Here is a 22,838-nt window from a genome sequence, read left to right as displayed (position 1 = left end):
GCCTTCGAACGTCGGAGAGTGGCAGGCATTTTATGCTCGTTTGATTCGCTTGATCATCCTCTCCGACCGTTGCTACGGTTTTCAGGAACCGAGAATACCGCCAAAATGGAATGAAGAGCGAGCGAAGACGTTCTTAAACCCCTAAAACCGTGCTCTTCCCTCGCTCCAACCCGGCCATCGGCTTTACGTCTTGTCGGCAGGGTTTCTCATCTTTTCTTGTGCATGAAGTTCCATATTTTCGTATGTTCTAATTTCGGCATCCAGAACAGCTCCGGAACAGATACCGGCCCTCCGAACTCTCTGTCGACAAAGGTCAGCGACAAGTGGGTGAGCCGGTTCATCCTGCATATATACTCGTAAGAACCACTTGAGTTGCTTCCATTGCCATAGATATTTGCGTAGACATGATATTTTGTACCTGGTTCCAGCGTGAATGAAATCTGATTATTCAGTTTTTTGTTGTAATATTGTGTGACATCGACATCCGACGCCTTGAAGCTATCGGTAATGTGCTTAACGATTTTACCATGTGTTTCATCATATATTCCAGCGAAGCAGCCTATTTCAGATTCATTGCTCCAATTGTTTTCATGATGGATGTAGACGCTTCCCGTTATTTGACCGGCAATATTGAGGTAAGCCGTTGTCGCCTCGCTTCCTTGAAACGTAAAGGGATGATACCATTCAACCTTCATATCGATACTGGAACTTTCGTTACTGTATTTGTTTTTTCCGTGCACGTAAAGGTAGAGACCGACATCGTTGAGGTTTTCGTCGTGCCACCAATTAACCGGGCCGCTGCGGTCGTTGTTGTAGTAATTTCTTTTGAAGGCGGATGGATCCATGATCGCGTCCTTGCCGCCAATGCGAAATGGCGCCAGGAAATAGCCATAGGAGATCGTGCCGTTGGAGGATTCTTTATAATCATTCGTATAAGTCTTCACGACGGCGTTGCCCAGCACGGGATAGGATCCATCCCCGGTCGTATACTTGACCGTGTAGTTATCTCCCGGGTCGAAGGCACCCAAATCGCCTTTGAGGAGGCTGTACGTCGTGCCTTTCCGCAAGGTGCCCAGGTCGGGGGTTTTCAGGGTGCCCCAGTAATCGTAAGGCCTGTTTTCCATCTCTACATCCACCATCACCCCCGGTGTACCGACCCATTGACTGTGATTGGGATCGATGTCTCGGACAGCGCCTATCTCCGTGATATCGTAGATGAGATTCTGTGTTCCGAAGACGCCCAGCCTCAATCCGTAGTGGTCCTCACCCAAGGTCTGGGTCACGAAAAAGGTGGCCCTGGCCAGAACCTCCTGCGCGCTTTCGGGAAGGAAATTATTTTCCCAGTAGAGCCCGCAGTTGTTGGTGATCAGCTTCAGCACGTTTTCCATGAACCTGTCGGTTTCCTCTTGGATCATGGGCTGAAAGGTGCCTGTCATGTAGCTGTAAGCCGGAGTTATTTCGTCTCCGAAGATCGAGGTCCCCGTCGGAGTTTTACCCGAACTGGACTGGTAGTTCAAGGCTTCCACCACGATGTTGGCTCCCTTGAACTGGTAAAAGAGGAGCACCGCGAAATACTGCTCCAGTGTCTGGTAATAGCTCACGAGGTGATCGGCGTCTGTCGATCCTTGAAGGAGGAAGGCATTCGTCCAGAGGTCGAGGAGACCGTCGGTATGCCCGATGTCGGGAATGATGGCATCATGGATCTTTTGCACTTGCGACTCGATGTCCCATGCCCCAGTGACGTTATCGATGAAGGTCTTTATCTGGGCCTTGGTTGTCGGGTTGGAATCACTGGAGGTGCACCAGGAATACCATTTAAGGGTGTTGGTATCTCCCCGGCTGTCCACGTCCTCCGGGCCGTAATGGGTCTTGATCAGCGTGACGGCATCCTGTGCGCTCTGGCCCTGGATATAGGTTTCTACCTCGTTTGTGTCCAAGGCAAGGCTCTTCGCCAGGTTCGTCAGGGCGGTGATGATTTGTTGCAGGTCGTTCAAGACCGCATCGAGCTCCGATTTCAAATCCGAAAGGCGGTTATCAATGTCATCCCCCCCGATATTGAGCAGTCCCATAATCCAGCCGGCACCCTCGCCGCCGAGCTTTGAGATGGCGCCTTTCAACAACGCGGCCATGACATTTTCAAAATAGGAGGAGCCGATGGATTCGGGATCATAGAAGCAACGGGTTTCCCCTGCCTCGAGTTCCTCCAGAAGGTGGTTTATGAAGGAGGTTATGGTTTCGGGGTCCGCTTCCTTCATGAAGATATAGTGAGAGAAATAGTAGCAGTACCACTCGCTACTGTGGATGATCTCGTCCAAGTCGACCGATTCCGGGAGGGAGAGGAATGTCTCGACGGCGTCCTTTGCCTGCATATAGGGAATGTCCGGATGGTCGTCCAGGTAAGCTCCGAGGAGGGTCGTGATAGCATTGACCTTGTATTTCTTTCCAGGGTCGAACGCGTATATGGAACGGATCAGTTCGTGTTCGAATGACTTCCCGGCTGTTTCTCCCTTTTTGATCACAAGCTTGAACGATTCAGGCAGCGGGACCGTAATGGAAAAGGAACCGTCTTCACCGGTAACGGAATCTAAGGAATTGAGCAGAAAACCATTTCGATCATAAACAAGGACCGTTGCTCCGGATATGGGATTCTCCAGGAATGCTTTTCCCGTGAGTGTCCGCGACTTTTGCATGTAGAGTTCGTCTTTTACATCATCCACCCAGGCTGCCGTTGCTGTGAGCGGGGATACGATCGAAAACAGAAAAGCGAAGAAAATGACCATTAATGGAGCGAAATGGACCTGAATTTTTTTTTCAACTTGCATTTTCAACCCCCTTTTCGGCTTGGAAACTTGGTCGTCCTTGGTAAATCATTTCCGGGTGGCATCTGAGTACACTATATTGACAAGGAACGAGCGAAATGCAGGGTACGAGTGTTTTTCAACAACCTGCTATAGGAACTGAAGCAGGATCTGTGTAGGGTTCTGGCCCGATTGTCAAAAATGGTAGTTCAAACCGATTGTGATGGGCATTGTCCAAAAGCCGTCGGCTTCCGATGGTTTTCGCAGGTTCGGATCGGGTGAATCGAGATAACGCGCCTTGACATCCAGGGAGACTCCCCAAGGGCCCCAGCGGTATTCCGCTCCCGCTCCGGCATTGAAGAGGAATACCCAGGAGGAGTCCCAGTATTTCCCGCTGAGGCTCTGGTAGGAGACCTCCACCGAGGATAGGTAGGCGGCGCCGAAATCCAGCCGGAGGTAGAAGTCCCAGGGGACGGCGTCCGGAATCAGATGTAACTTGCCGCCGGCATAGAGCGGTATAATTTCAAGATCGTCGAAGGAAATCCCCTGATAGGTGTCGCCGCCGAAGACCTCATACCCGATCCCAGCCACGCCGCTGAACCATCGGCAGAACTGCCAAGAAAATTCACCTCCGCCGCCTAAACCAGTGCCGAAGGCATCGTCGTAATCCGGTGCTCCCAAGCCGGTGCCGGCCTCTCCGGAAACAAACGGGCTCAACTGTCCCCAGAGCCGCACCGAGCGCTTTTGTTCCGCAGCGAAAGCCGGGGCTGGGAACAGGAATGGCAGGCTCAAAAAAGACAGCAAGAAACAACATGTCAGGGACTTTTTGCTCATAATTTTCTCCTGAAGTTTTTTGTTATTGCCGGCGATTTGCCCTTGGCAAAATCAGGAAATTCACCAAACCCGGTTTGCGGATCTAGAGAGAAGAATGATCTTGAGTGATCTCTTCGTTGAAGGTTGACGATTGTAGAGAATCAGCTTATCGAGCGGAATAATGTAACAACAATGAAAAAAACACAATAGGCAAAGACGTTTTTTAACCCAAACAGGCCGCTGTTTCGTAAGCTTCCTGTATGGATCTTGCCTTTCGGCATGCTGTCGGCACGATGATCCCTATCCACAAAGTTCCATTTGGGATGGAATGGGCTCGCAAAATACCTGGAGGCCTGACTCCAGGGATTGAGGCAGAGTGTGGATCTTGGCATCATAGCTGCCTGGATCACAAGGGAGAGACCTGGCGCAGCCTTCCGGGATGGGATGAGGTCTTGTGTGACGGATTTTGCTCTGCAGGAGTGCGGGGGAGGTTCACCTTGGGCTGGCGGTAAGGCAAAGGCCCTGGAAATACGCGCCCATTCCAGAGTTGTAGTGCATATCTCCCTGAAGGAGGGCTCCCGGCAAGGTCTCCGCTTATTACGCGCTGATTTTCGCGGAACTGGTATGCACCCTGCCGCCGGAGGATCGAGCAGCGCCTGTCCGGCCCCGGAAAAGAGACCATGAAAACCGTCATCGAACTGGTTCTGGCCCTCGTCATCCTTGTGGGGGTGTACCTGCTCACGCAGCGCATCGTGATCTGGCGGCTGCAGCGGACCTGCAGCCGGGTCCTGCGCGATCTCCGGTCCAAGGGGGCTGTCGCCCCTGAATCGGCGGTCCCTCTGCCCTATGCCCGGAAGGACCTGATCCGCATCGGTGTGCGCGATTACCGCCCGAAGGCGGTCGAGATCCTCCTCTACCAGGGCAAGATCGCGATGAACGACGACGGCGCCTACTACCTGAGCCGCAGCAGCAGCGCCGCCGAGGAGCCGATCGGGTGACTATATCACGCGCGTCAGGGGCCACCTTTTTCCGCCACACACCGTAACGACATAAGTCCTGGATGCTCCGCTTGCCTGATTGGCTAACGCCCTCCGTTTGAGCCAATCGTCCATCAGTGCTTCGCCGGACCGAAAGGAGACGAAATCGTGATATGCTGCGAGAGGCTCTGGCGCCTGGATCATTTTTCCCACTGAGGTTTGCGCGCCAGGAGCGCCTCCAAACGCTCGTTTGGACCGGTGGGGATATCCAGAAGCGCTTGGAACTCGTGAAACCGTTTGTGAGAGACCTGAAACAGTGCCTGATCGAGAATGGCATCCTTCGCAGCCTTGGTGACGATATCGAGAATGAACTCCGTTCGCGTTTTGTTGCTGATCGAAGCGGCCTCATCGATAAGATCGCGATGATCAGGGGCTACCCGAATGTTGATGTTGGCACTGCGATTTCGTCGTGCGGTTTTTGGCATAGTTGAGAGTCTCCTCTGAGATAGCATAAGATCCCCCAAATCGCATGCCAATACATTGTGCGTACACTGCCATTCGGAAAACGGTCACGCTGGACGGTTTGAGTGACAAAGTCCCAATCGGTCAACAACGGTCATCCGGCATGAATCCCCCTGTTTACCGAGAAGAGCCTACGGTGAAAGGATTTCCTTTGCCGGCTGGCGCTGTTTTGCTGCCTTCCTGTATTGATCTTGAATTTCGGCATGCCGTTGGCACAATGATTCTTATCTACAAAGCTTCATTTCGGATGGGGTGGTTTCCCAAGAAGCAAGCGATCACAGGGGGTGCATTTTTCGTTGATGTCGGCTGCTAAATTTTGCCAGGGTGCTTTCCCAGGAGGGAACAGCACCTTGGCAGAGACCCTGTATCAAATTCGCGGCTGTCAGATCAGAGAGGAAAACCTCTCGTTTATCCGCGGTACCATCTTCCAGTATTGGGAACGCGGTCGAACTTGAGGTTACCCACTTCGAGCTGCACAGAGGCAGGTGCCCGGCCTGCGGCAAGATGCAAAAGGTCTCCGTCGCCAAGGAACGTCGGAAAGGCTAGGGTCTTAGGCTTTCGGCCATGATCGCCGAGATGGCGGGCACCGATGGCAGACAGCCGCTCGACGATTCAAACCTTCTGCGCTTCGGTGCTTGGATTCCATGTCAGCCTGAGCGCCATGCAGAAGATCATCGATCAGGCCTCGGCCGCGATCGAATCCCGCTATGAGCGGGAAAAAACAACCTTCCCCGTAGTTGTGCCCTGCACGCAACCTTACAGGGCCAGGAACCGGACCTCGCCTGGATCGGTCATCCCGCCGTTTGATCCAGATCCCCTGATCGTTTACGAAAATTGCTGCTATGGCTTACAAGTCCATAGACTAAGTCAATGGCATTGGAAAATAGTTAATTAATCTGCATAGTAGATAATGAAGTATGAAAAAATGATATGAACGGATTTTTATTTATCATTCCAATTTGGTTGAAGAAGCGCTTTTAGAATTCCCGGATAACCCTCTTTTAATAACGATAAATGGCGGCCAGGTAGCGTAGAATAAAAGAAACATTCCCGTCAATTTATTTTTTATATCATTCCTTTTCGCAAAAACTCTATGATTCTGTCGATCTCCTTGCCTTCTCGCTGATACTTCCTGGCATATTCTTCACCAATCTTTCTGTCGATATGCCAAATAGATTCAAGTGCATCAGCCCGAAAATATATCAACTCGGAACGGTCTTCGAGAATATTTATGAGCATAGGCAAGGCGCGTTTGTCACCAATCTTCCCTAGAGCACCGATAGCATACCGGCGTCTTGGCATGTCTTTTTTCTGAATTTCAACAATCAAATACGGAACTATGGGTTTTCCGGCTTTCAATAGATAGTAGTCGCTAATTGGCTCGGGTTCCCTGTCATTGTAAAAATTCTGAAGAACTTTTCTGGCTTCTTTTTCGTCCATCGCAGATTCCGAGCATCCTACTGCAATTATGAATATTATGAGAATAACCCGAATACTCTTAAATACAGCCATGGCTAATTCCAATATTTGACGGTCAAGGGTATTGAATCTTTTTGACCGGAGAGATAATTGAAAAAGCTCCCTTCCCCGGAACCAACATCGATACAGCCCGCTGAACCAGGAAACCAACCACCGTGAATGAAGAATGTACCCCGTCCAAGTATACTACCACCAGGGATATCGATTGGCACACGATAATGGCCCCAAGAAGGCACACCCCCATTCCATGTGTGGATAAGTCCGAAGGTAGCTGCAGCTTTTTTCAAAAAAGGCAAGTCAGACCATTTTTCAATTTTACCCGGATTTACTGAATATTCTTTCCCTTCTGGTATTGGCCCTATGTTTCTTAAGCCCTGATCAGCAGGCGTCGTGCCGGGTCTACCCGACGAAGCCTTCCAAGAATCAACTATATTTCCTTTGTTATCTGTTGCCGTTAACCGTTTCCCATCAAAAGACAGAGGGTCATCTTCAATCGATTGTCCACTTTGCAACTTCGGCATTGTTAAATTACTAGCCCAGACTGCACCCACTGTGCCGCCGATGATACCCCCGGCATAATAGGCCAGCCCATCCAATCCGCCTGTAGCAGTTGCCGCGACAGCGCCGGCGCCAAACATTGCATAAGCTCCATTTGCACCCCATGTGGCATATACGGCACCTCCTACGCCTCCGAGGATGCCACCAAAGGTTGCGCCTTGAATGATGCTTTCGATATTCCTATCGGTAAACGCACTACCTACAGCTCCGGCTAGCATTCCTGCCACTACCGGATTTCCACCAGAAAGTACGTAAGCCGCACCGCCTACAAATCCTGTAAACACCGCTTCAAAAAAGTTCCCTAAGCTAAAATGCCCCGTTGGATCCGTGTAGATTATTGGATTGTTCCGACAGTAGCTGTATCGGTTCAACGTCTGGGGATCCATTGGATCGGGCACGATGGAATCCGGGGAGATGAAGCGTCCGATGCTGGGATCATAGAGGCGGGCGTTGTAGTTGTAGAGGCCGGTTTCGATGTCGTGCTCCTGGCCGGTGTAGCGGTGGTCGGCGATCTGGCTTCGGGATGCTTTCCGTTCGGCGCCGAAAGGCGCATAGTCGGCCCGCTCGACCACCTGGCCGTTGGCATTGGTGAGGGCCGTGGTGCCGCCCAGATGGTCCTGGTGAAAGAAGAGGAGGCCGCCGGAGTCCATGCGGGCGATTCTGGCGGCGCCGGCAAAGATGTATCGCGTCTGGATGCCGGCGCGGATCTCGAAGTGCTCGCCCATATACCAGGTGTCGGGGGTCCCCTGGACGGTCTTCTTCACCCGTCGACCTTCCGGCCCGTAGACAAACTGGGTGGTGAGGGTCCCGGACGGGCGTTTGTGAACGATCTGCACGGGCTGATTGTCCGCGTTCCAGGTGATCTGCCTCTCCGCGGGGGCGAGGGGGTCGGTGAGATCAGGGCCGTTGAGGAGGTTGCCGTTCGGGTCGTATTGAAAGGGGTTCCGGGAAAGGATTCTGCCGCCTCCCGCAGCGCTTTGCTCGACCTGAAGGGATGAGACCGCGTGGGGACGGACCGAATCGTAGGCATAGCGGAAGGTGACATCCCCGCAGCGCCGGGTGAGGAGGTTCCCGGTGGGCCCATAGGAGAACGAGAACGGAGGGAGGGAGGCCGTGGAGGGAGTTTCCGCGGTCAGCCGGTCGAGGCGGTCGTAGGTGTAGGTTAAGGTGACGTCCTGGACGCTGTCGAGGATCTCGGAGAGGTTCCCGCCCTTCGTGTACCGATAGGTCTTGTGCTGGATATCCTTCGAGGGCATCCCGCTCGGATCGGTGGTGAGGATCGCGGTCAGGCGCATCGAGGAGGGGTCATAGGAGCGGGTGGTGGCGGTCCGGTTGGCGCAGACGGTGCGGCCGATCCGGCCTGCGGCGGTATAATCGGTGAACCGGGCGAATTCCCTGCCGTCGGAGCCGCTGACGGCCGCCAGAAGGCTCGTGCCCTTGTGATAGGTGTAGTCGACCCGGTAGGCGTCCGGATAGGTCAGGGTGCGGAGCCGGCCGGCGATGTCGTAGGTGTAACGGGTGGTGCCTTGCTGCTCCCCGAGGTCGGTGGTGACGGCCAGCACCCGCCCGAGAGGATCATAGGCTTCGTAAAGGGTGCCGAGAGACCCCCGGGCGGCCTTCCGGAGCCTCCCGCGTCCGTTCGGGATCGACGTGTCGTCATAGGTAAAGGTGATCGACGGCTCCCCGTTCGAATAGGCCTTGAGGACCAGCCGGTTGAGGGCGTCGTAGCCGAAGCGGGTCGTCAGCCCGCGGGCGTCGGTCTGGGCGGCGAGGTTTCCGTTCGGGTCATAGGCGTATCGCCACGCACCCATATCAGGGTCGCGCATGGTGGTTTTTCGGCCCAGGGTGTCGTAGACGATCTGCGTCTGGTTGCCCTCGTGATCGATGACCTTCAGCAGGTCGCCGGCCGCGTTGTAGGTGTAGCGCGTATACAGACAGCCGCTCTCGGCCTGTTCGATGACCTGGAGGACGCGGCCGAGCGTGTCTTTGACGATGGTTTTCCCTGTGCCGTCGGGCCCCCACACGCTTGTGGAAAGGCCCTGATAGGTATAGGCAGTGGCTATTTGACCGTGTTCGCCGTCCGGGCCGATGACCCAGAGCGGGCGCCCGCGCTCGTCGTAGACCGTCTGCCGATAGGGGTAGCGGGCGGGCGGCTTGCCGTCCTCGAGGAAGTAGGGGCCGGCCGTCAGATCCTCCCGGCCCATCGCATCGTAATGGCGGTAGGCGATGACAGGCTTTCCTTCTTCACCGAAGCCGATGGTCTGGATGGGGCGGCCGAGACCATCGACATAGACATATTCGGCCTGCACGTTCCCTTCGCTGTCTTGAAGGCGGGCCGTGGCGGTATATCGGGGAAGGCTTTCGAAGCCGTAGCTCGACCAGGTGACCCCTCCGTCCGGATAGGCGGTTTGGACGAGGCGTCCGAGCGGGTCGTAGGCATACTGGAGGACGCGGCCGTTTTCGTCCTTTTCCCACAAAAGGGAGCCGAAGCGGGGATCGTAGCCCTTCTCGATCACATGATCGATGGTTCCCGTCCGGGGATAGGTGACCTTGACGGGGTAGGAGCAGGTGTCGGTGTCGTAAGTGGTGCGCGTGCTGCGGCCCAAGGGGTCGGTCACTTGGGTCAGGTTCCCGTACATGTCATAGCCAAAGCTGGTGCGGGGGCTCTTTCCCCCGTCAAGCCAGGCCTCCTCCCAGAGGCGGTTGCCCGTGGCGCCGTATCCGCAGCGTTTCCTCCGGGCGGGGATCCACTCGTACTCCTTTCCTGCCGCCCGTCCTTCGAGGAGGGTTTCCTCCGTGAGGCGCCAGAGCCACCCGCCGAGGTTCTGGTAGGTCCACATCCGGGCCAGGGTAGGGGCGTTGGTTGCCCTTTGCCAGGTGCAGACGAGATGGCCGTTTGTCTTGTCGTAGGAATGCCCTTGCTCGGTGGAGACTTCATGGGTCTTGCCGCTTTCGTAGTCGTAGGAGCAGGTCTGCTTCCAGGACAGGCGCACATGGGCGGTTGTTTCGCCCTGATCCAGAAAGGCCTTTTCCCAGGTGTAATGCTCCTCGGCCAGGATGGGTCCGTCATCGGGTCCGCGGTGGACCTGGCAGTAGGGGCGGCCTTTCAGGTACCGGTCTTGATGGTACCAGGTATCGTGCGTGCTGCCGTCCGGGTCTTGCCTCCGGACATAGCCGAAGCCGCGAAACTCCCGTTCGGCGGCATCGAAATACCCCCCGGCATAGGTGTAGCGGGTCGTCGACTGATTCCCGAGCCCGTCGTCGCTCGTGATGCTGGACACCGTATAGACCCTGAAGGGGAGGAGGATGTTGGCGTAGCGGGAGGAGGGCGCGTAGGTGATCGCGGCGCCCCCGCCGAGGTTGCCTTTCATCTCGGCCAGAAGGTCGGGGAAGGGGCCTTTGGACAGAGAGACGTCTGTCTGCTGCTTACCGATGCGGCCGATGTCCGTTTTGCCGTCCCCGTCGAAATCCCCGGTGAGGATCGGGAATTTCATCGTGCTGGTATAGTCCTGGGCCTTGGTGAACCGGACGAGGGGTTCGAGGGCGACCCAGCCCTTGGCGCCGTCGAAGCGGTAAGAGCGGATCTGCTGGTCCCCGGCCCGGCCGATATCGATACCTCCATCCCCGTTGAAATCCCCTAAGACCATCGGATGGGTCCCTGTGCCGGTGTAGCCCTGGTCGATCCCGAGGTCGCCGTCGATATCTGCTACGCGCTCCCATTGCCCGTTGCCTTTGGAAAGCAGAACCCCGACCCCGCGGGTGTGCACGCGGCCGACATCGCTCTTGCCATCCCCGTTGAAATCGCCGACGAAGACCGGGTACTGACCGGCGTTCACGTATCCCACATTGCGCCCGAACTCGGAGACGTCCGGCATCCGGCGCCATCCCGTCGCAGGATCCGAGAAGTAGACCCGCATCCCCGAGGAATGGACCCGTCCGATGTCGGTGCGCCCGTCCCCGTTGAAATCCCCGATGACCATCGGGTAGAGGCTCGTGTCGGTGTAGCCCTGTCCGGTGCTGAGATCCCCTTCGATCGAGGCGAAGGGGGCCCACTGTCCGTCTCCCTTCGAGCGGTAGACGCTGATCCCGCTGCCTCCCGCCCGGGCGATGTCGGTCTTGCCGTCGCCGTCGAAATCCCCGGTGAAGGTCGGATAGCAGGACCAGCAGGGATAGGCCCCCGCCCCGAAATCGGCCAGATCGGGTATCCGCCGCCAGCCATCGCCGGCTGAGGCGAAATAGATCCGGACCCCGCCGTCATGGACCCGGCCGAAGTCGGTCCGGCCATCCCCGTTGAAATCCCCGGTGATCACGGGCCACTGGGCGCCTTCGATCAGGGTGCAGTTTCCGATCCGGTCGTCGACGATCTCCTGGATCTTCTTCCAGCCTCCCTCCGGCGTACGTACATAGAAGATCGCCCCGGTGCAGGTCAACCGTCCGATATCGGTCCGGCCATCTCCGTTGAAATCCCCCGTCATGACCGGGTAGCGGTCGTAAAAGTCGATGTGGACGCCGTATTCCCAGCCCATATAAAGGCCGGTGTGGGGATAGGCCGCAAACCCGAAATCGTTCAGGCTCCCGCCCTCATCCCAGCCGGTGCCGCCTTCCTGCCAGCCGAAGGCGGCCGGGGGGAGCGCCGTCTTGCCGTCGGTGCCGTACTGGGTGATGGAAAGGAGCCGGGAGCGGCCGCTGGCGCGGCCCTGCTCGTAGGCGAGGACGTAGCGCCGGGCCAGCTGGCTGCCGGCGTAGACGGCGATGCTCTTCAAGCGCTGAGCCGTCACGGCCTTGTCATGCCCCGGATAGGAAAGGGTCTTGTCCGGGCGGTCTTCCGTCGTGAACTCGACCCGGTTCGATGGGGCGAGACTGCCGTTCCCGGTGTAGTCGACCCGAAGGGGATAGATCTCCCCCTGGTCCTTGCGGTAGGTCACCGTCATGAAGTTCCCGTTCGGGTCTTCGACCCGGTCGAGGCACCACTTGAAGATGCCAAAGGGGCCTTCCTGCCTGGAGGCGGCGCTCGATCCGTAGAAGTACCTCAGCCCCTCCCGCGAGAGGATCTCCCAGCCTCCGGAAGAGGGGTTGCGGTAATATTTCGAGAAGGCCCTCTCGATCCGCTCGCCGTAGTACCCCTGGCCCCATTCGGGCCTTCGAACCAGTTCGGAGGCGGCCCCCTTGATCGTGGCGACGAAGTCATCGGCTGCGTAATCCAGACCGTGTCTGGTCGAACGCTGGATGGCGCCGAGGTCGAACGACCACCCGACGCCGACCCAGCCGTTTGTGCGGGAGCTGTCATAGGTGAGGGCGAGTTCGGGCGAGACGGCGCATCTCCCGGGCGGAACGAGGATCGGGATGGCGCAGGCGGCCGACCCCCCGAAAGAGGGGCTTCCCGGGAGCAGGACGCCGAGCGTGCCACTCGTATCCTGATCCGAGGGCATGGGTTCGGCCGGGCTGCTCCGCTGAGGATCCTCCGGAGGGGGCTCCGATGGTTCGGGAGTGGGTTTCGGGGATTTTGAGCTTGCTTCGAGCACTTGTTCGGATGCCTGGAGGCTTTGCCGGAGCGGGTTGGCCAAGGCGCCGGAAGCGGCTGCGAGCCGTCCTGCTTCGCATCTGGCTTCAACCAGCCGGGCATCGCCGCCCGTGGTGGTTTTGCAGTATCCCGTTTCAATCCCCGGAATCGTTGTCACCATCAGCATCCATCCCAACACCCACGCAATCGGGCGGAGACCCGCACCGCGGTCGAACAGCCGGTTCACGATCCAACCCCCTCGGGAAGGCCGCAGGCGCCAGGGAAACGGGGTGCCTGCTTTCAGACTCTGTGGCCTTCATGGCACGGGGGGCGAGTCCGGTTAGAGGTTCAAGGTTTAGGGCCCATGCGGTCGGTTAGGGATCGCTTCTACGGGTCCGCTACGGGGTCGCTTCAATGATGTTACCTGGCGATCGGCTGAATGGGGCCGATGTCCAGGCCGATTGGAGGTCGATGATTCAAGGGCCGGCGCTGCGGATACCTGCCGGCGATCTTGCGCCGTTCGGAATCCATATCCCTGGCGGCGCGACGGGTGTTCAGGCATGGGCAGAATCAAGATGTGTGCCGAATGGGCGAAAACGGGATGTAAATGCGTCCATTGGAAGATCAGTGCACGAAGGTTGCATGTTATTCCAATGGCTTGTATGAACATTAAGACCCTTGTCAGACGATGGTGAAAGGATTCTTATTCATGGCTCTGACCACGAAAGACAGCGAGGCGCAGCGATATCGCCCGGCATCCGATGCATCGCTGCACTATTTTCAAGGCAGGACATGGCCCGCCGTAGGGCGGCGTTGGATCGACCGCCGTTTTTCGAAGACAGGGCTTCCCATGATGTCGGGCCCAGTTAGTTTCCATCTGGAAATGGTCTTTTTTGCCAATCTCGGCGTCAATCTGCACGTTCGCTTGTGCGGCGACCTATAGGTCGCCTCCGCGCAAACGCTTGATTTCCTTGATATTGACAAAAAATCCTCATTTCCGGATTGGAAACTGAGTTGTGCTGGGAAATCATTTCCGGATGGACACCAGTTGGGAGCAGAACCCGGTAAAGAAGATGGAAACGGGCAGGATACCTGCCGAGGTGATTGCGCCCGCCTCGTTGTTTTCGGAGCGGTGCGGTCGACGCATTTTAGAACGATTAGGAAGTGCATCTGTGAAAGGGGAGAAACGATCTGTTGGCAAGGGGGCTGTCGCCCCTGAATCGGCGGTCCCTCTGCCCTATGCTCGGAAGGACCTGATCCGCATCGGTGTGCGCGATTACCGCCCGAAGGCGGTCGAGATCCTCCTCTACCAGGGCAAGATCGCGATGAACGACGACGGCGCCTACTACTATGTCGACTCTGAGGTGTTGGATCATTAAGGACACGGCTTCTTCCAAGGAATCTTATAGGCATGATCGTAAATGGGATGGAGAGTGTGCAACTGCTGGAGTCAACCAGGGAGAGGAGGGATTTCCCGAATGCAGACTGAGAGCGTAAAACAGCAGACTTACCGGATGGTCGAAACTCTTCCCGATTCGGCAACCTGGGAGGATTTGATGCGCAGGATCTATGTGCGATAGGCCATTGAAGCCGGTTTGAAAGACAGCGACGAGGGACGGACGATAGATGTCAAAGAGGTCCGCCATACTCTTGCAGTTGGTTTTTGGTTGCGCGAAAAGATTCATCTTTCCATTGACATGCGGCACATTCCATGGTATATACCCTGGTAACGATCAATCGTACGATGGAGGTTCACATGAAAACAGCGCGCCTTTTTATCAATGGACGGAGCCAAGCGGTTCGCCTGCCCAAAGATTGTCGGTTCTCGGGATCTGACGTCTATATCAAAAAACTTTATGGGGTGGTCATGCTCATTCCTAAGGATGATCCATGGGCCTCACTCATCAATAGCCTCGACCATTTTTCAGAGGACTTCATGAGTACGCGTGAACAACCAGAACCTGAGTCGAGGGAAGCATTGTGACCAGCTTCATGCTCGATACCAACATTTGCATCTACATCATCAAAAAGAAGCCGGAACAGGCACTCGAACGACTGAAGGGCGCTCGAATTTCCGATATCGGGGTTTCTTCGATTACACTCAGCGAACTTGCATACGGCGCAGAAAAAAGCTCTCGACCCGATCAGAACAGAATAGCCCTGGCCGAATTCTTGGCTCCCCTTGAAATCCTCTCCTATGACGACTTGGCTGCCCAGGAGTACGGGAAGATTCGAACCTATCTGGAACGCCCTGGAAGCCCGATAGGGTCAATGGATATGCTCATCGCGGCGCACGCATTATCCGTCAATTGCACTCTGGTCACCAACAACGAACGTGAGTTCAGCCGTATCGCATCCCTGAAAATCGAAAACTGGGCTAAATAGTTTCCATCCGGAAATGGTCTTTTTGGCCAATCTCGGCGTCGATCTGCACGTTTGCTTGTGCGGCGACCTACAGGTCGCCTCCGCACAAACGCTTGATTTCCTTGATATTGGCCAAAAATCCTCATTTCCGGATTGGAAACTGGGTTCTACCGCGAAATCATTTCCGGATGGAAACTAAATAGTCCTTTGCCTATTCGAATACATTGAACACGAGGGCCCACGAGCACCGGCCGGGGGGCAGTGAGCTTGCACCAGGGGCGTGCTTCGTCGTCGCCTGAGGGGATTGCGCTCGGGTGGAGGGTGACGGTCCCGTTCAGCGGCATCGACCAGGGGGCGCAGGAGCGGGTGGTTCAAATCCGGTGGGGGAGGCGTTTTCCCGGCTGGGGACGGTTCTTGGGCTTCCTGTATGAATCTTGACTTTCTGCATGCAGTCGGCACAATGATTCTTATGCGTAGGGTTCCTTTTAGGAAGGAATGGGTTCCTGCAAGGCCTGGAGGCCTGCGTCCCGGGGATTGACGCAGGGTTTACGTCCTGGCATCACTCACAGCCGCATAGATCGATAGGGAGAGACTGGCCGCAGCCTCGAGGGAGTATGTGTCTGCCGGTTTTTCGGCCCGCAGGGCGGCGGTGAGGTTTACAGGGGTCTGGCGGTAGGGCACTGGGGATGGAGGCCCATTCGGGCAATCGATAACCCTTGGAGCGGTCAGGAGGTGCAGCCATGGAGAAGGAGAAACGATCCGTCGGGAAGGGGGCCTGGCTGAAGGTCTTTTGTCCGGAGGCTCGGTGTTTGACGGAGGCGGAGATCGTGTCGATCCCGGCCGAAGAGCGGAAGGAGGCCGAGTCGGGCGCTGAAAAGGGGCTTTGGCTGGAGGTTTTCTGTCCGGATGGCGCTTGCTTGAAGGAGGAAGAGCGGATCGATCTGCCGCTCCGCCCCAGCGCGGAGAAGGAAGAGCGGGGCGCCTGGCTGAGGCTGTTCTGCCCGGAGGGCCGCTGCCTGATAGAGGACGAAACCGACATCCCCTAGGCGCCGTTGTTTGGCGGCAAGGTTCCGGAGGCAAGCTGAAGGCTGAAGCGGCCTCGAGATCCGACGGGCGTAGAGGACCTCTTTTGCGGGGCCGGTTTTGACGGCGCAGGCCCCGTCATCCGCTGCGCCTCCCGCATGTTCGATAACAGGGAAGGGGCGCCCGAGGTTACGTGCGGATCACGGTTTCTCGCCCTTGCTGTGGCAGCGGTATTGCGCGTTGGCAAGAGGAGGGGTGGTCAGTTTCTTGAACAGGATGCGCTGGAGTTCCCGGTGGGTAAAGTAGGGGTCGTCATTGCGCAGATAGGGAAGCTGGATCCTCTTTTCGCGGAGGATCTCCCGTGAGAGCTCTCCGAAGACGGCGTCTTCCCCGTAGAGGCGGGCCTTGGCGATCCGCTGCCCGTAGGGGTTGATAACCTCGCTTCCCCCCCAGAACCGGTAGGTTTTTGGAACCTGATGGGGAAAGTCCGTCGAAAGGCCTGCGGGTTCGCACTCCCCGAAGGTTTCCTCCCCGACCCGGTTCGCGCAGATGTTGTAAATGCCGAAGATGCGCGAATAGAAGGTGTTGATGGTCTCCCAACTTTCGATATTGGAGAACCCGTCGCCCATCGATTCCTTGGAGGAGTTGATGACCGTGATGAAGACGTCCGCCTTCTGGGTGACCCCGAGGTAGGGGAGGGACGGGTGCCAGAGGTCGTTGCAGACGTAGACGGCGAAGCAGAAGCCGCCATAGCGGAAGACCGGAACCTTTTTCCCGGAGGAGAAGTATTTACGCTCCTCGAACACCCCGTAGTTCGGGAGATTGAGCTTGCGATAGGCGAAGAGGAGTTCGCCGTCCACGGCGACCAGCGCGGAATTGTAGAAGTTCATCGAGGGGGATTCCTCGATGAAACCGACGACGGCGGCCGTGCCCCGGCTCGCTTCGGCGATCTGCCGGATTTCCTTCGAGTCCATCCGGAGGGCGACCTTCGGGTAGTGGTGCCCCACGAAGTAGCCGGTCAGCGCCAGTTCGGGAAAAACGATCAGCTGGGCCCCCTGTTCGCGCCCCGCATGGATCTTTTCGATGATGCCGGCAAGGTTGGTCTGGACGTCCAGGAGGACGGGACTGGTCTGATAGACGGCAATGCGCATACGTTCTCACCTCCATCCTTTCCGATGATCAGCAGACAAAGGCCTTTCCGGTGTTCTTCAATGTGTGGTCATCGCGCATGAAGTTCGCCTGGCTGCCGTTTCTGCGGATCGTCTCCAGCCCCTCCTCGTCGTAGGGTTCCAGTGGGTAATCGGGTGCCGCCTCCGGTCCGGTTTCACGGCACAGCGCGATGTGCCGCTCGAGCTTGGCGATCGAAAAGGAGATGAGTTCGCGCAGAAAACCGAAGGCGTGGCGCATCTGGTGGAAGCCGTGCTGCTTCATCAGTCCGAAGCCCTTGACGGCCTCCTCTTCGGCCCGGCCGTTGGGGGCGTCCTGGCTGGTGGTGCAGGCGGTCTGGATGGAAGGCAGGCCCAGTCGTTCATTCACTTTTTCCATGAGGAGGTTCGCGACATTGTGGGCGACCAGGCCGAGGTCCACCGCATAGTTCTTCTGGATGTTGGCGATGGAAGGCAGCCCGGCGTGGACGACCGTGATCCCCGGGTTGACGAGTTGGGTCAGGGTGATCCCGAAAAGGGCCTCGGCGTGGGTCAGGGTGAGCAGACCGGACATGGAGTAGGGGGCGGAGAGCCCGGCCATGGGCATGGTCGACACGTAGATGGGGATGCCCGCCCGGACCGAGGCCAGAAACGGGTCGATCATGCTCTCGATCACATTGAGGGGGCTGTTGATGATGGAAAACTGCAGGGTCAACCCGCCGCGCGTCTCGTGGATCTCGCGGGCCTTCTCGATCCCTTCGGGGGTTAGGGCGGCCACATAGATCGGCTTCGAGCAGTGTTCGATGATGGTCTCCATCACCGGTACTTCGGCGTTCTTGATCAGGACGCCGCGGGCCATGAAGGCCACTTCGTCCGCTTGCTGAACGGTCTTCGCGATGCGGATCAGGTGGTCGAAGGTGGGCGGAATCAGTTCGCCGGTGTCGTCGTCGTAGACAAACGGGGCTGTCCCACCCACCCCGAAGGCGTTTTGGCCGATCCAGTAGCGATCCCGTTTGGGCGCAGACTGCAGGGCCTGCTCCACGAGCGGTGCCAGTACATGGATATGCCCTGTGGTTTCATCGTAGGCCGCAAGGCCTGTGTCTTCAAAAAGGGATTTCACCTGACGGTTGGCGCAGCGGACGCCGACCTCCTCCAACACGCGAAGCGCGTCCTGGTGTATGCGATCGATGTATCCGTTCATGGGTAGCTGCATTTTTGTGACACCTTTCCTGTCCCCGGCCGGAAACCGTCTCTTTCAGCCAATGGGCCATCCATCCGCGCGTTTGTTCGCGCGGTGATCCGGGAGGGGGCGCCTCCTCGCGATGGCTTGATTCCCGCGATCCTGGTTGAAAATCCTGATTCCCCGCCTGGAAACGTGTTCGTGTTCATATAAATTTACGGCATGGACATGTTTTAGGTCGATTTCGGTATGGACCTTTTTTACGTTCGATTCCGGTGTGGACATTTTTTTCGTTCAAATAGGGACTTTTAGTCTAAAATCCCGCTCGTCCCCTAAACGAATCAGCGGATGGGGTGAAAGGGTGCGCTCACACACGGACCGTCAGACCGTCGTAGGCGAAACGCGCATTGGGCAGCGTTTCCGCGAGCGCCCGATAGTCGTCGAAGCCGCGGTTCCAGTATTCTTCGAGGTGCACGAAGAGAACCTGCCGGGCTGCGATGCGTCCGGCCAGGGCCAGGGTTTCCTCGAAGGTGTAAAGCGTCTGCCGGGAGATGTGCGACGCAGGATAATGGAACCCGTGCTTCAGCCCGTCCTCGAAGATCCCGGGCTGGATGACCAGCAGGTCGGCGCGCTGCACCTCCAAACGATCCTCCGGAAAGGGCTTGATGTCGCAGGGTGCATAGACGATCCGGTTCCCGGCGTCTTCGAAGACGAGCACGAAGGCCGTCTGGGCGCCCCGATCGACCGGGATCGCCGTCACGTGCAGACCGCCGATCCGGGCCGTTTCATCGAAGGCCACGCGTTCGACGAAGCCCTGCCGCTCGTAAAAATCGATCGATGGTCCGTAGATGGACCGGATCTCACGGATTCGCTCGTCCAAGGCGGCGGGGAGATGCAGACGGATCCGCTTCTCGGGGTAGGCCTCCCAGGACCGGAAATCGAGTGCGATCTGCTCGACGACCCGGAACCCTTCCACGTGATCGGGATCGAGGTGGGTGAAGAGCAGATGGTCGATCCGGGTCAGCTCGCAGCGGTTGATCTGCGCGCAGACATCGGCCGGGGTGTCGATCAGGACATGTTCATCGTGGATGAAGGCCGAAGGCCCCGTTCGCCGGTAACGGCCGCCTTTTTCCCTCGCCTCCGTGCAGATCCTGCACCCGCAAAGGGGCTTGGGGATGCCCATGCATCCCCCTGATCCGAGAATGGTCATCTCCATGGTTTTTCCCGGCGCCGGCATGTGATGCGCCCCCGGGCTGCAAGGGTTGTCGATACCTCGAGTCCGGGGAATCCCCTCTGGCAGAGGGCCTGCTCGGCGGAGCCGGCGTCGTTTGGCAGGGTGAAAAGGCAGTTCTGTCCGCCGCAAGATGCACGCAAGATGCAGCCTTCAAAGACGGCGTGTGCGGCAAAAGATGCCCGGCAGCGGCGCCGTCCCCGGGAGTAGACATCCCTTGTGCGGCGCAAACCGGTGATCAGCTCCAGGGAAAGGGGCTGTGGGAAACGGGGTGCAGCTCCCCTTTCTGGTAGCGGTCGAAGCGGAAGGGCTTCAACAGCGCCTGCTCTTCCCCCAGCACCTCCTTGGCGACCAGTTGGCCGACGCCGATCATCTTGTAGCCGTGGTTGGAATCGAGGATCATGTAGCAGTTGTCTTTGAAGCGGTCGAAGATGGGAAAGCTGTCCGGCGTAAAGCACCCGAGTCCGCCCGAGGGCTCGTTCTTGTAGTCCCGGTAGCGGTTTTCGTAGCGCTTCTGGCAGTGGGCCAGCGCCGAGGTCCACATGTGGACGAACTCCGGCCCCACCACGAAATCCGGCGAGTCGATGCCGTAAGGATCGACTGTGACGTCGCCTTCCACCTTGTAGGGTGCGGCCCCGCCCTGCACGCCTCCGAAGTGAAAATCCGGCTTGTAGTAGATGCCCCACATTTCATCGGTGATGAGGGATCCATCCTCGCTAGAGTGAAGCGGGGCATCCGAATCGACGTGGATGACCGGCGGCATCTGCCCCCGGTTGTCCATGGCGTATTCGGGCGGGACCCCGAGCGTCCCTTCGACGAGGCACCAGTAGGTCCACATCGGAATGTCCTGGTGGACGATCCCGTTCCGGTCCTTGACGTCGATTACGTTCGGCAGTTCGAGCATGTCCCAGAAGGTCTTCGCCCAGGGGCCCGGGGCCGCGATCAGCCAGTCGCAGGCGACCGGACCGTTGTCGGTCTCCACATGGGTGACGGCGCCCCCCTGGGTGCGGATGCCTGTGACGCTCACCCCGGTCATGATGCGGACCCCTTCGGCTTCGGCCTTGTCCGCCAGGCGGTAGAGGGAGCGGGTGTTGTGGGCGTAGCCGCCGAGCTTCTCATGCAGGATGGAGGTGATGTTTTTCGCCTGCCAGTCGTCGAAAACGTTTTTCCGCATGTAGGCGAGGCAGTCCTTTTCCCCTTCGATGAAGTCGGAGGTGTAGCCGATGGACTTTTGCTGGCGGTAGATCTCCGCCACATCCTCATGCATCACCTCGGGGGATATCTGCATGTACCCTACCGGGTGGTAGCCGTATTTTTCCGCGTCCTCCTCCCAGATGGCGACACTGTGCGCCATCAGTTCGCGCATGGCGGGCTGGAAGTAGTTGTTGCGGATGACGCCGCAGGCGATGCCCGAGGCGCCGGCGCCGATCGCCGTCTTGTCGAGCACCAGGATATCCTTGCCGGAGCCCGCTCCGGGGTGTTTCTTCAGGGTTTTGGCCAGATGCCAGGCGGTGCTGAGGCCATGGATGCCTGCACCGATAATCACATATTTGGATTGGGATGGAAGTGCCATCGTATAGATATCGTCCTTTCTTGTCGGGGTGGTTGTGAAGATGAATCAGGCGGTGGCGAGCTTGGACAGGCCTTCCGGGGCCCGCGAGTGGTCGTGTTTCAGCGCACCGTCGACGGTCCCCTTGACCTTTTCCCGCTCTTCAGCGAAATCGAAGCCGGTCCAGATGCCGATGGACCCCAGGATGGAGTCCTGCGGGTGAAATTCCCGAAAGATCTTGAAGTAGTAAGCGGCTTCCTTACTGTTGATGACGGCCTCGGGGTTCTCCGCCCTGATCCGCAGATATTCTTCGTCGCTCATCGCTGCTTCGGCCATCTGTTCACCCAGGCTTTCACAGCCCGCTCCCTGGGTGTATTGCACCTTGTAGCGCCACAGGATGTCGTCCGGGAGGTAGTCGGTGTCTTGGAATGCCATGCGCAGGATCCACTTTTCGATCTTGGCCCCGTTGTGCTCCCGGATCTTGAGCTCGGGGGGGATCTTCATGCTGAGGTCGATCATGTCGACATCCAGGAAGGGGACGCGCAGTTCCAGACTGAAATGCATCCCCATACGGTCCGCGCGTTGCAGGTTGATGTTGTGGAGATTGCCGATGCACCGGCGGGCTTCCAGGTTCAGCTGGTCGAAGGGGAAGTGCTTCATATAGTGGTAGCCCGTGAAGAGTTCGTCGGCCCCTTCCCCTGTCAGAACGACCGTCACATAGCGGGCGGCGAGTTTGCAGGTGAAATAGCAGGGGACGGCGCAGCGGACCAGCGACGGGTCGTAGGTCTCGAGCTTCTGGATCACGAGCGGCAGGGCCTCGTGATATTCAGCTTCCGTAAAGAGCAGTTCGTGATGGGTGGATCCGATATGCGCAGCGGCGATCTTTGCCGCCTTGACGTCGTCGCTGACATCCCCGGAGGCATCCTTCATCCCGACCACGAAGGTGTGCAGATTCGGGATCTCCTCGGCCGCGATGGCGGCAACGAGGCTGCTGTCGAGTCCGCCGCTGCAAAAGGAGCCGACCGGAACCTCCGGGTCGGCAAGGAGCCTTTTCTTGACGGCCCTCACGAAGGTCTCCCGGATCCTGCGGCAGACCGGTTCGATATCCGTCAGGAGGTGATCCTCGATGGGCGGGATGTCGTAATAGCGCACGAAGCCGCTCTCGGGGGTGTAGTAGTGCCCGGCCGGAAATTCATGGACCTCGTCGACGCCGGCCAGGGTCATGGCGCCCAGCTCCGAGGTGAAGTAGAGGGCGCCCTGCCTGTAGCCGTAGTAGAGGGGTTTGATGCCGATCGGGTCGCGGGCCATCAGGAATGCGTCGCCGTCGAAGAGGGCGAAGGCGAACATGCCGTCCAATTCCTTCACGCATTCGGGTCCTTTCTCCTGATAGAGCCGCAGGATCACTTCCGTATCGGAATCGGTGCCGAAGGAATGTCTGGGCCGCAGCGACTTTTTGAGTCGACGGAAATTGTAGATCTCCCCATTGCAGATGATCCCCGTGCTGCCCCCGTTGGCCAGAATCGGCTGATGTCCTTTGGCGACGTCGACAATCGACAAACGGGTGTGTCCGAAGACCAAGTTCTCGCGGGGATGGATTCCCCGGTCATCGGGTCCGCGATGACCCAGCGCGTCCAGCATCCGGTTGACGGTTTCCGTATCTGGGGTGCCTACGCACCCCGCAATACCACACATGGCAGCC

General features: G+C 57.8%; 18 protein-coding genes and 1 pseudogene. 8 read left to right on the top strand and 11 right to left on the bottom strand.

All coding sequences use genetic code 11. The annotated features are described in order from the left end of the window. Positions 1–206: 206 nt before the first annotated feature. Positions 207–2,780, bottom strand: coding sequence for a hypothetical protein (locus ACZ500_RS08130; RefSeq protein WP_464232005.1), 2,574 nt, complete (start codon positions 2,778–2,780; stop codon positions 207–209). A gap of 213 nt (positions 2,781–2,993) precedes the next feature. Beyond that, positions 2,994–3,632, bottom strand: coding sequence for an outer membrane protein (locus ACZ500_RS08125; protein WP_464232004.1), 639 nt, complete (start codon positions 3,630–3,632; stop codon positions 2,994–2,996). Between the two features lie 659 nt (positions 3,633–4,291). Between ACZ500_RS08125 and ACZ500_RS08120 the strand changes: the two genes are divergently transcribed. Beyond that, positions 4,292–4,609 (top strand): hypothetical protein, encoded by a 318-nt coding sequence (locus tag ACZ500_RS08120; protein WP_464232003.1) that lies wholly within the window; start codon positions 4,292–4,294, stop codon positions 4,607–4,609. A 45-nt stretch (positions 4,610–4,654) separates the two neighbouring features. Here the strand turns inward: ACZ500_RS08120 and ACZ500_RS08115 are convergent. Continuing rightward, positions 4,655–4,792: pseudogene (locus tag ACZ500_RS08115) on the bottom strand (GNAT family N-acetyltransferase); the annotation flags it as partial. Continuing rightward, a complete protein-coding gene (locus ACZ500_RS08110) occupies positions 4,789–5,073 on the bottom strand; it encodes a type II toxin-antitoxin system TacA family antitoxin (RefSeq protein ID WP_464232002.1) in 285 nt (94 codons plus the stop codon). The pseudogene ACZ500_RS08115 and the gene ACZ500_RS08110, both read right to left, overlap by 4 nt. A gap of 626 nt (positions 5,074–5,699) precedes the next feature. Here ACZ500_RS08110 and ACZ500_RS08105 point away from each other — a divergent pair. Next, positions 5,700–6,005 carry a hypothetical protein gene (locus ACZ500_RS08105; protein WP_464232001.1) on the top strand — a complete coding sequence of 102 codons (306 nt, stop codon included), beginning with the start codon at positions 5,700–5,702 and terminating at the stop codon, positions 6,003–6,005. 170 nt (positions 6,006–6,175) lie between these two features. On the opposite strand, the gene ACZ500_RS08100 is transcribed toward ACZ500_RS08105, so the two are convergent. Both ACZ500_RS08100 and ACZ500_RS08095 read right to left on the bottom strand, forming a co-directional pair. Next, positions 6,176–6,622 (bottom strand): HEAT repeat domain-containing protein, encoded by a 447-nt coding sequence (locus ACZ500_RS08100; protein WP_464232000.1) that lies wholly within the window; start codon positions 6,620–6,622, stop codon positions 6,176–6,178. A 2-nt stretch (positions 6,623–6,624) separates the two neighbouring features. Continuing rightward, the gene (locus ACZ500_RS08095) at positions 6,625–12,894 is read right to left on the bottom strand and encodes an FG-GAP-like repeat-containing protein (protein WP_464231999.1); all 6,270 of its coding nucleotides are present in this window, start codon (positions 12,892–12,894) and stop codon (positions 6,625–6,627) included. A gap of 462 nt (positions 12,895–13,356) precedes the next feature. Between ACZ500_RS08095 and ACZ500_RS08090 the strand changes: the two genes are divergently transcribed. The 6 genes from ACZ500_RS08090 (at position 13,357) to ACZ500_RS08065 (ending at position 16,057) form a co-directional block, all read left to right on the top strand. Next, positions 13,357–13,590 (top strand): hypothetical protein, encoded by a 234-nt coding sequence (locus ACZ500_RS08090; protein ID WP_464231998.1) that lies wholly within the window; start codon positions 13,357–13,359, stop codon positions 13,588–13,590. 229 nt (positions 13,591–13,819) lie between these two features. After that, positions 13,820–14,026 carry a hypothetical protein gene (locus tag ACZ500_RS08085; protein ID WP_464231997.1) on the top strand — a complete coding sequence of 69 codons (207 nt, stop codon included), beginning with the start codon at positions 13,820–13,822 and terminating at the stop codon, positions 14,024–14,026. 377 nt (positions 14,027–14,403) lie between these two features. Then, entirely contained in the window at positions 14,404–14,631 is a 228-nt protein-coding gene (gene vapB, locus ACZ500_RS08080; RefSeq protein WP_464231996.1) for a type II toxin-antitoxin system antitoxin VapB, read from the top strand. Further along, a complete protein-coding gene (gene vapC / locus ACZ500_RS08075) occupies positions 14,628–15,032 on the top strand; it encodes a type II toxin-antitoxin system tRNA(fMet)-specific endonuclease VapC (RefSeq protein ID WP_464231995.1) in 405 nt (134 codons plus the stop codon). The genes vapB and vapC overlap by 4 nt, the downstream gene beginning before the upstream one ends. 13 nt (positions 15,033–15,045) lie before the next feature. Next, a complete protein-coding gene (locus tag ACZ500_RS08070; protein ID WP_464231994.1) occupies positions 15,046–15,210 on the top strand; it encodes a hypothetical protein in 165 nt (54 codons plus the stop codon). 541 nt (positions 15,211–15,751) lie between these two features. Further along, complete coding sequence (locus ACZ500_RS08065; protein ID WP_464231993.1) at positions 15,752–16,057, top strand: hypothetical protein; 306 nt, start codon at positions 15,752–15,754, stop codon at positions 16,055–16,057. Between the two features lie 177 nt (positions 16,058–16,234). On the opposite strand, the gene ACZ500_RS08060 is transcribed toward ACZ500_RS08065, so the two are convergent. From ACZ500_RS08060 to asnB, 5 genes are all read right to left on the bottom strand, one after another. Further along, positions 16,235–17,185: a nitrilase-related carbon-nitrogen hydrolase gene (locus tag ACZ500_RS08060; RefSeq protein WP_464231992.1), complete on the bottom strand. Its 951-nt coding sequence runs from the start codon at positions 17,183–17,185 to the stop codon at positions 16,235–16,237. Between the two features lie 28 nt (positions 17,186–17,213). Next, the gene (locus ACZ500_RS08055; RefSeq protein ID WP_464231991.1) at positions 17,214–18,392 is read right to left on the bottom strand and encodes a trimethylamine methyltransferase family protein; all 1,179 of its coding nucleotides are present in this window, start codon (positions 18,390–18,392) and stop codon (positions 17,214–17,216) included. A gap of 334 nt (positions 18,393–18,726) precedes the next feature. Continuing rightward, positions 18,727–19,542 carry an MBL fold metallo-hydrolase gene (locus ACZ500_RS08050; RefSeq protein ID WP_464231990.1) on the bottom strand — a complete coding sequence of 272 codons (816 nt, stop codon included), beginning with the start codon at positions 19,540–19,542 and terminating at the stop codon, positions 18,727–18,729. A gap of 286 nt (positions 19,543–19,828) precedes the next feature. Continuing rightward, positions 19,829–21,163 carry an NAD(P)/FAD-dependent oxidoreductase gene (locus tag ACZ500_RS08045; protein WP_464231989.1) on the bottom strand — a complete coding sequence of 445 codons (1,335 nt, stop codon included), beginning with the start codon at positions 21,161–21,163 and terminating at the stop codon, positions 19,829–19,831. A 45-nt stretch (positions 21,164–21,208) separates the two neighbouring features. Next, entirely contained in the window at positions 21,209–22,831 is a 1,623-nt protein-coding gene (gene asnB / locus ACZ500_RS08040) for an asparagine synthase B (RefSeq protein ID WP_464231988.1), read from the bottom strand. Between the last annotated feature and the right edge of the window lie 7 nt (positions 22,832–22,838).

Source organism: Desulfatiglans parachlorophenolica, from assembly GCF_055394735.1.
This window is presented reverse-complemented; position numbering and strand designations above follow the sequence as displayed.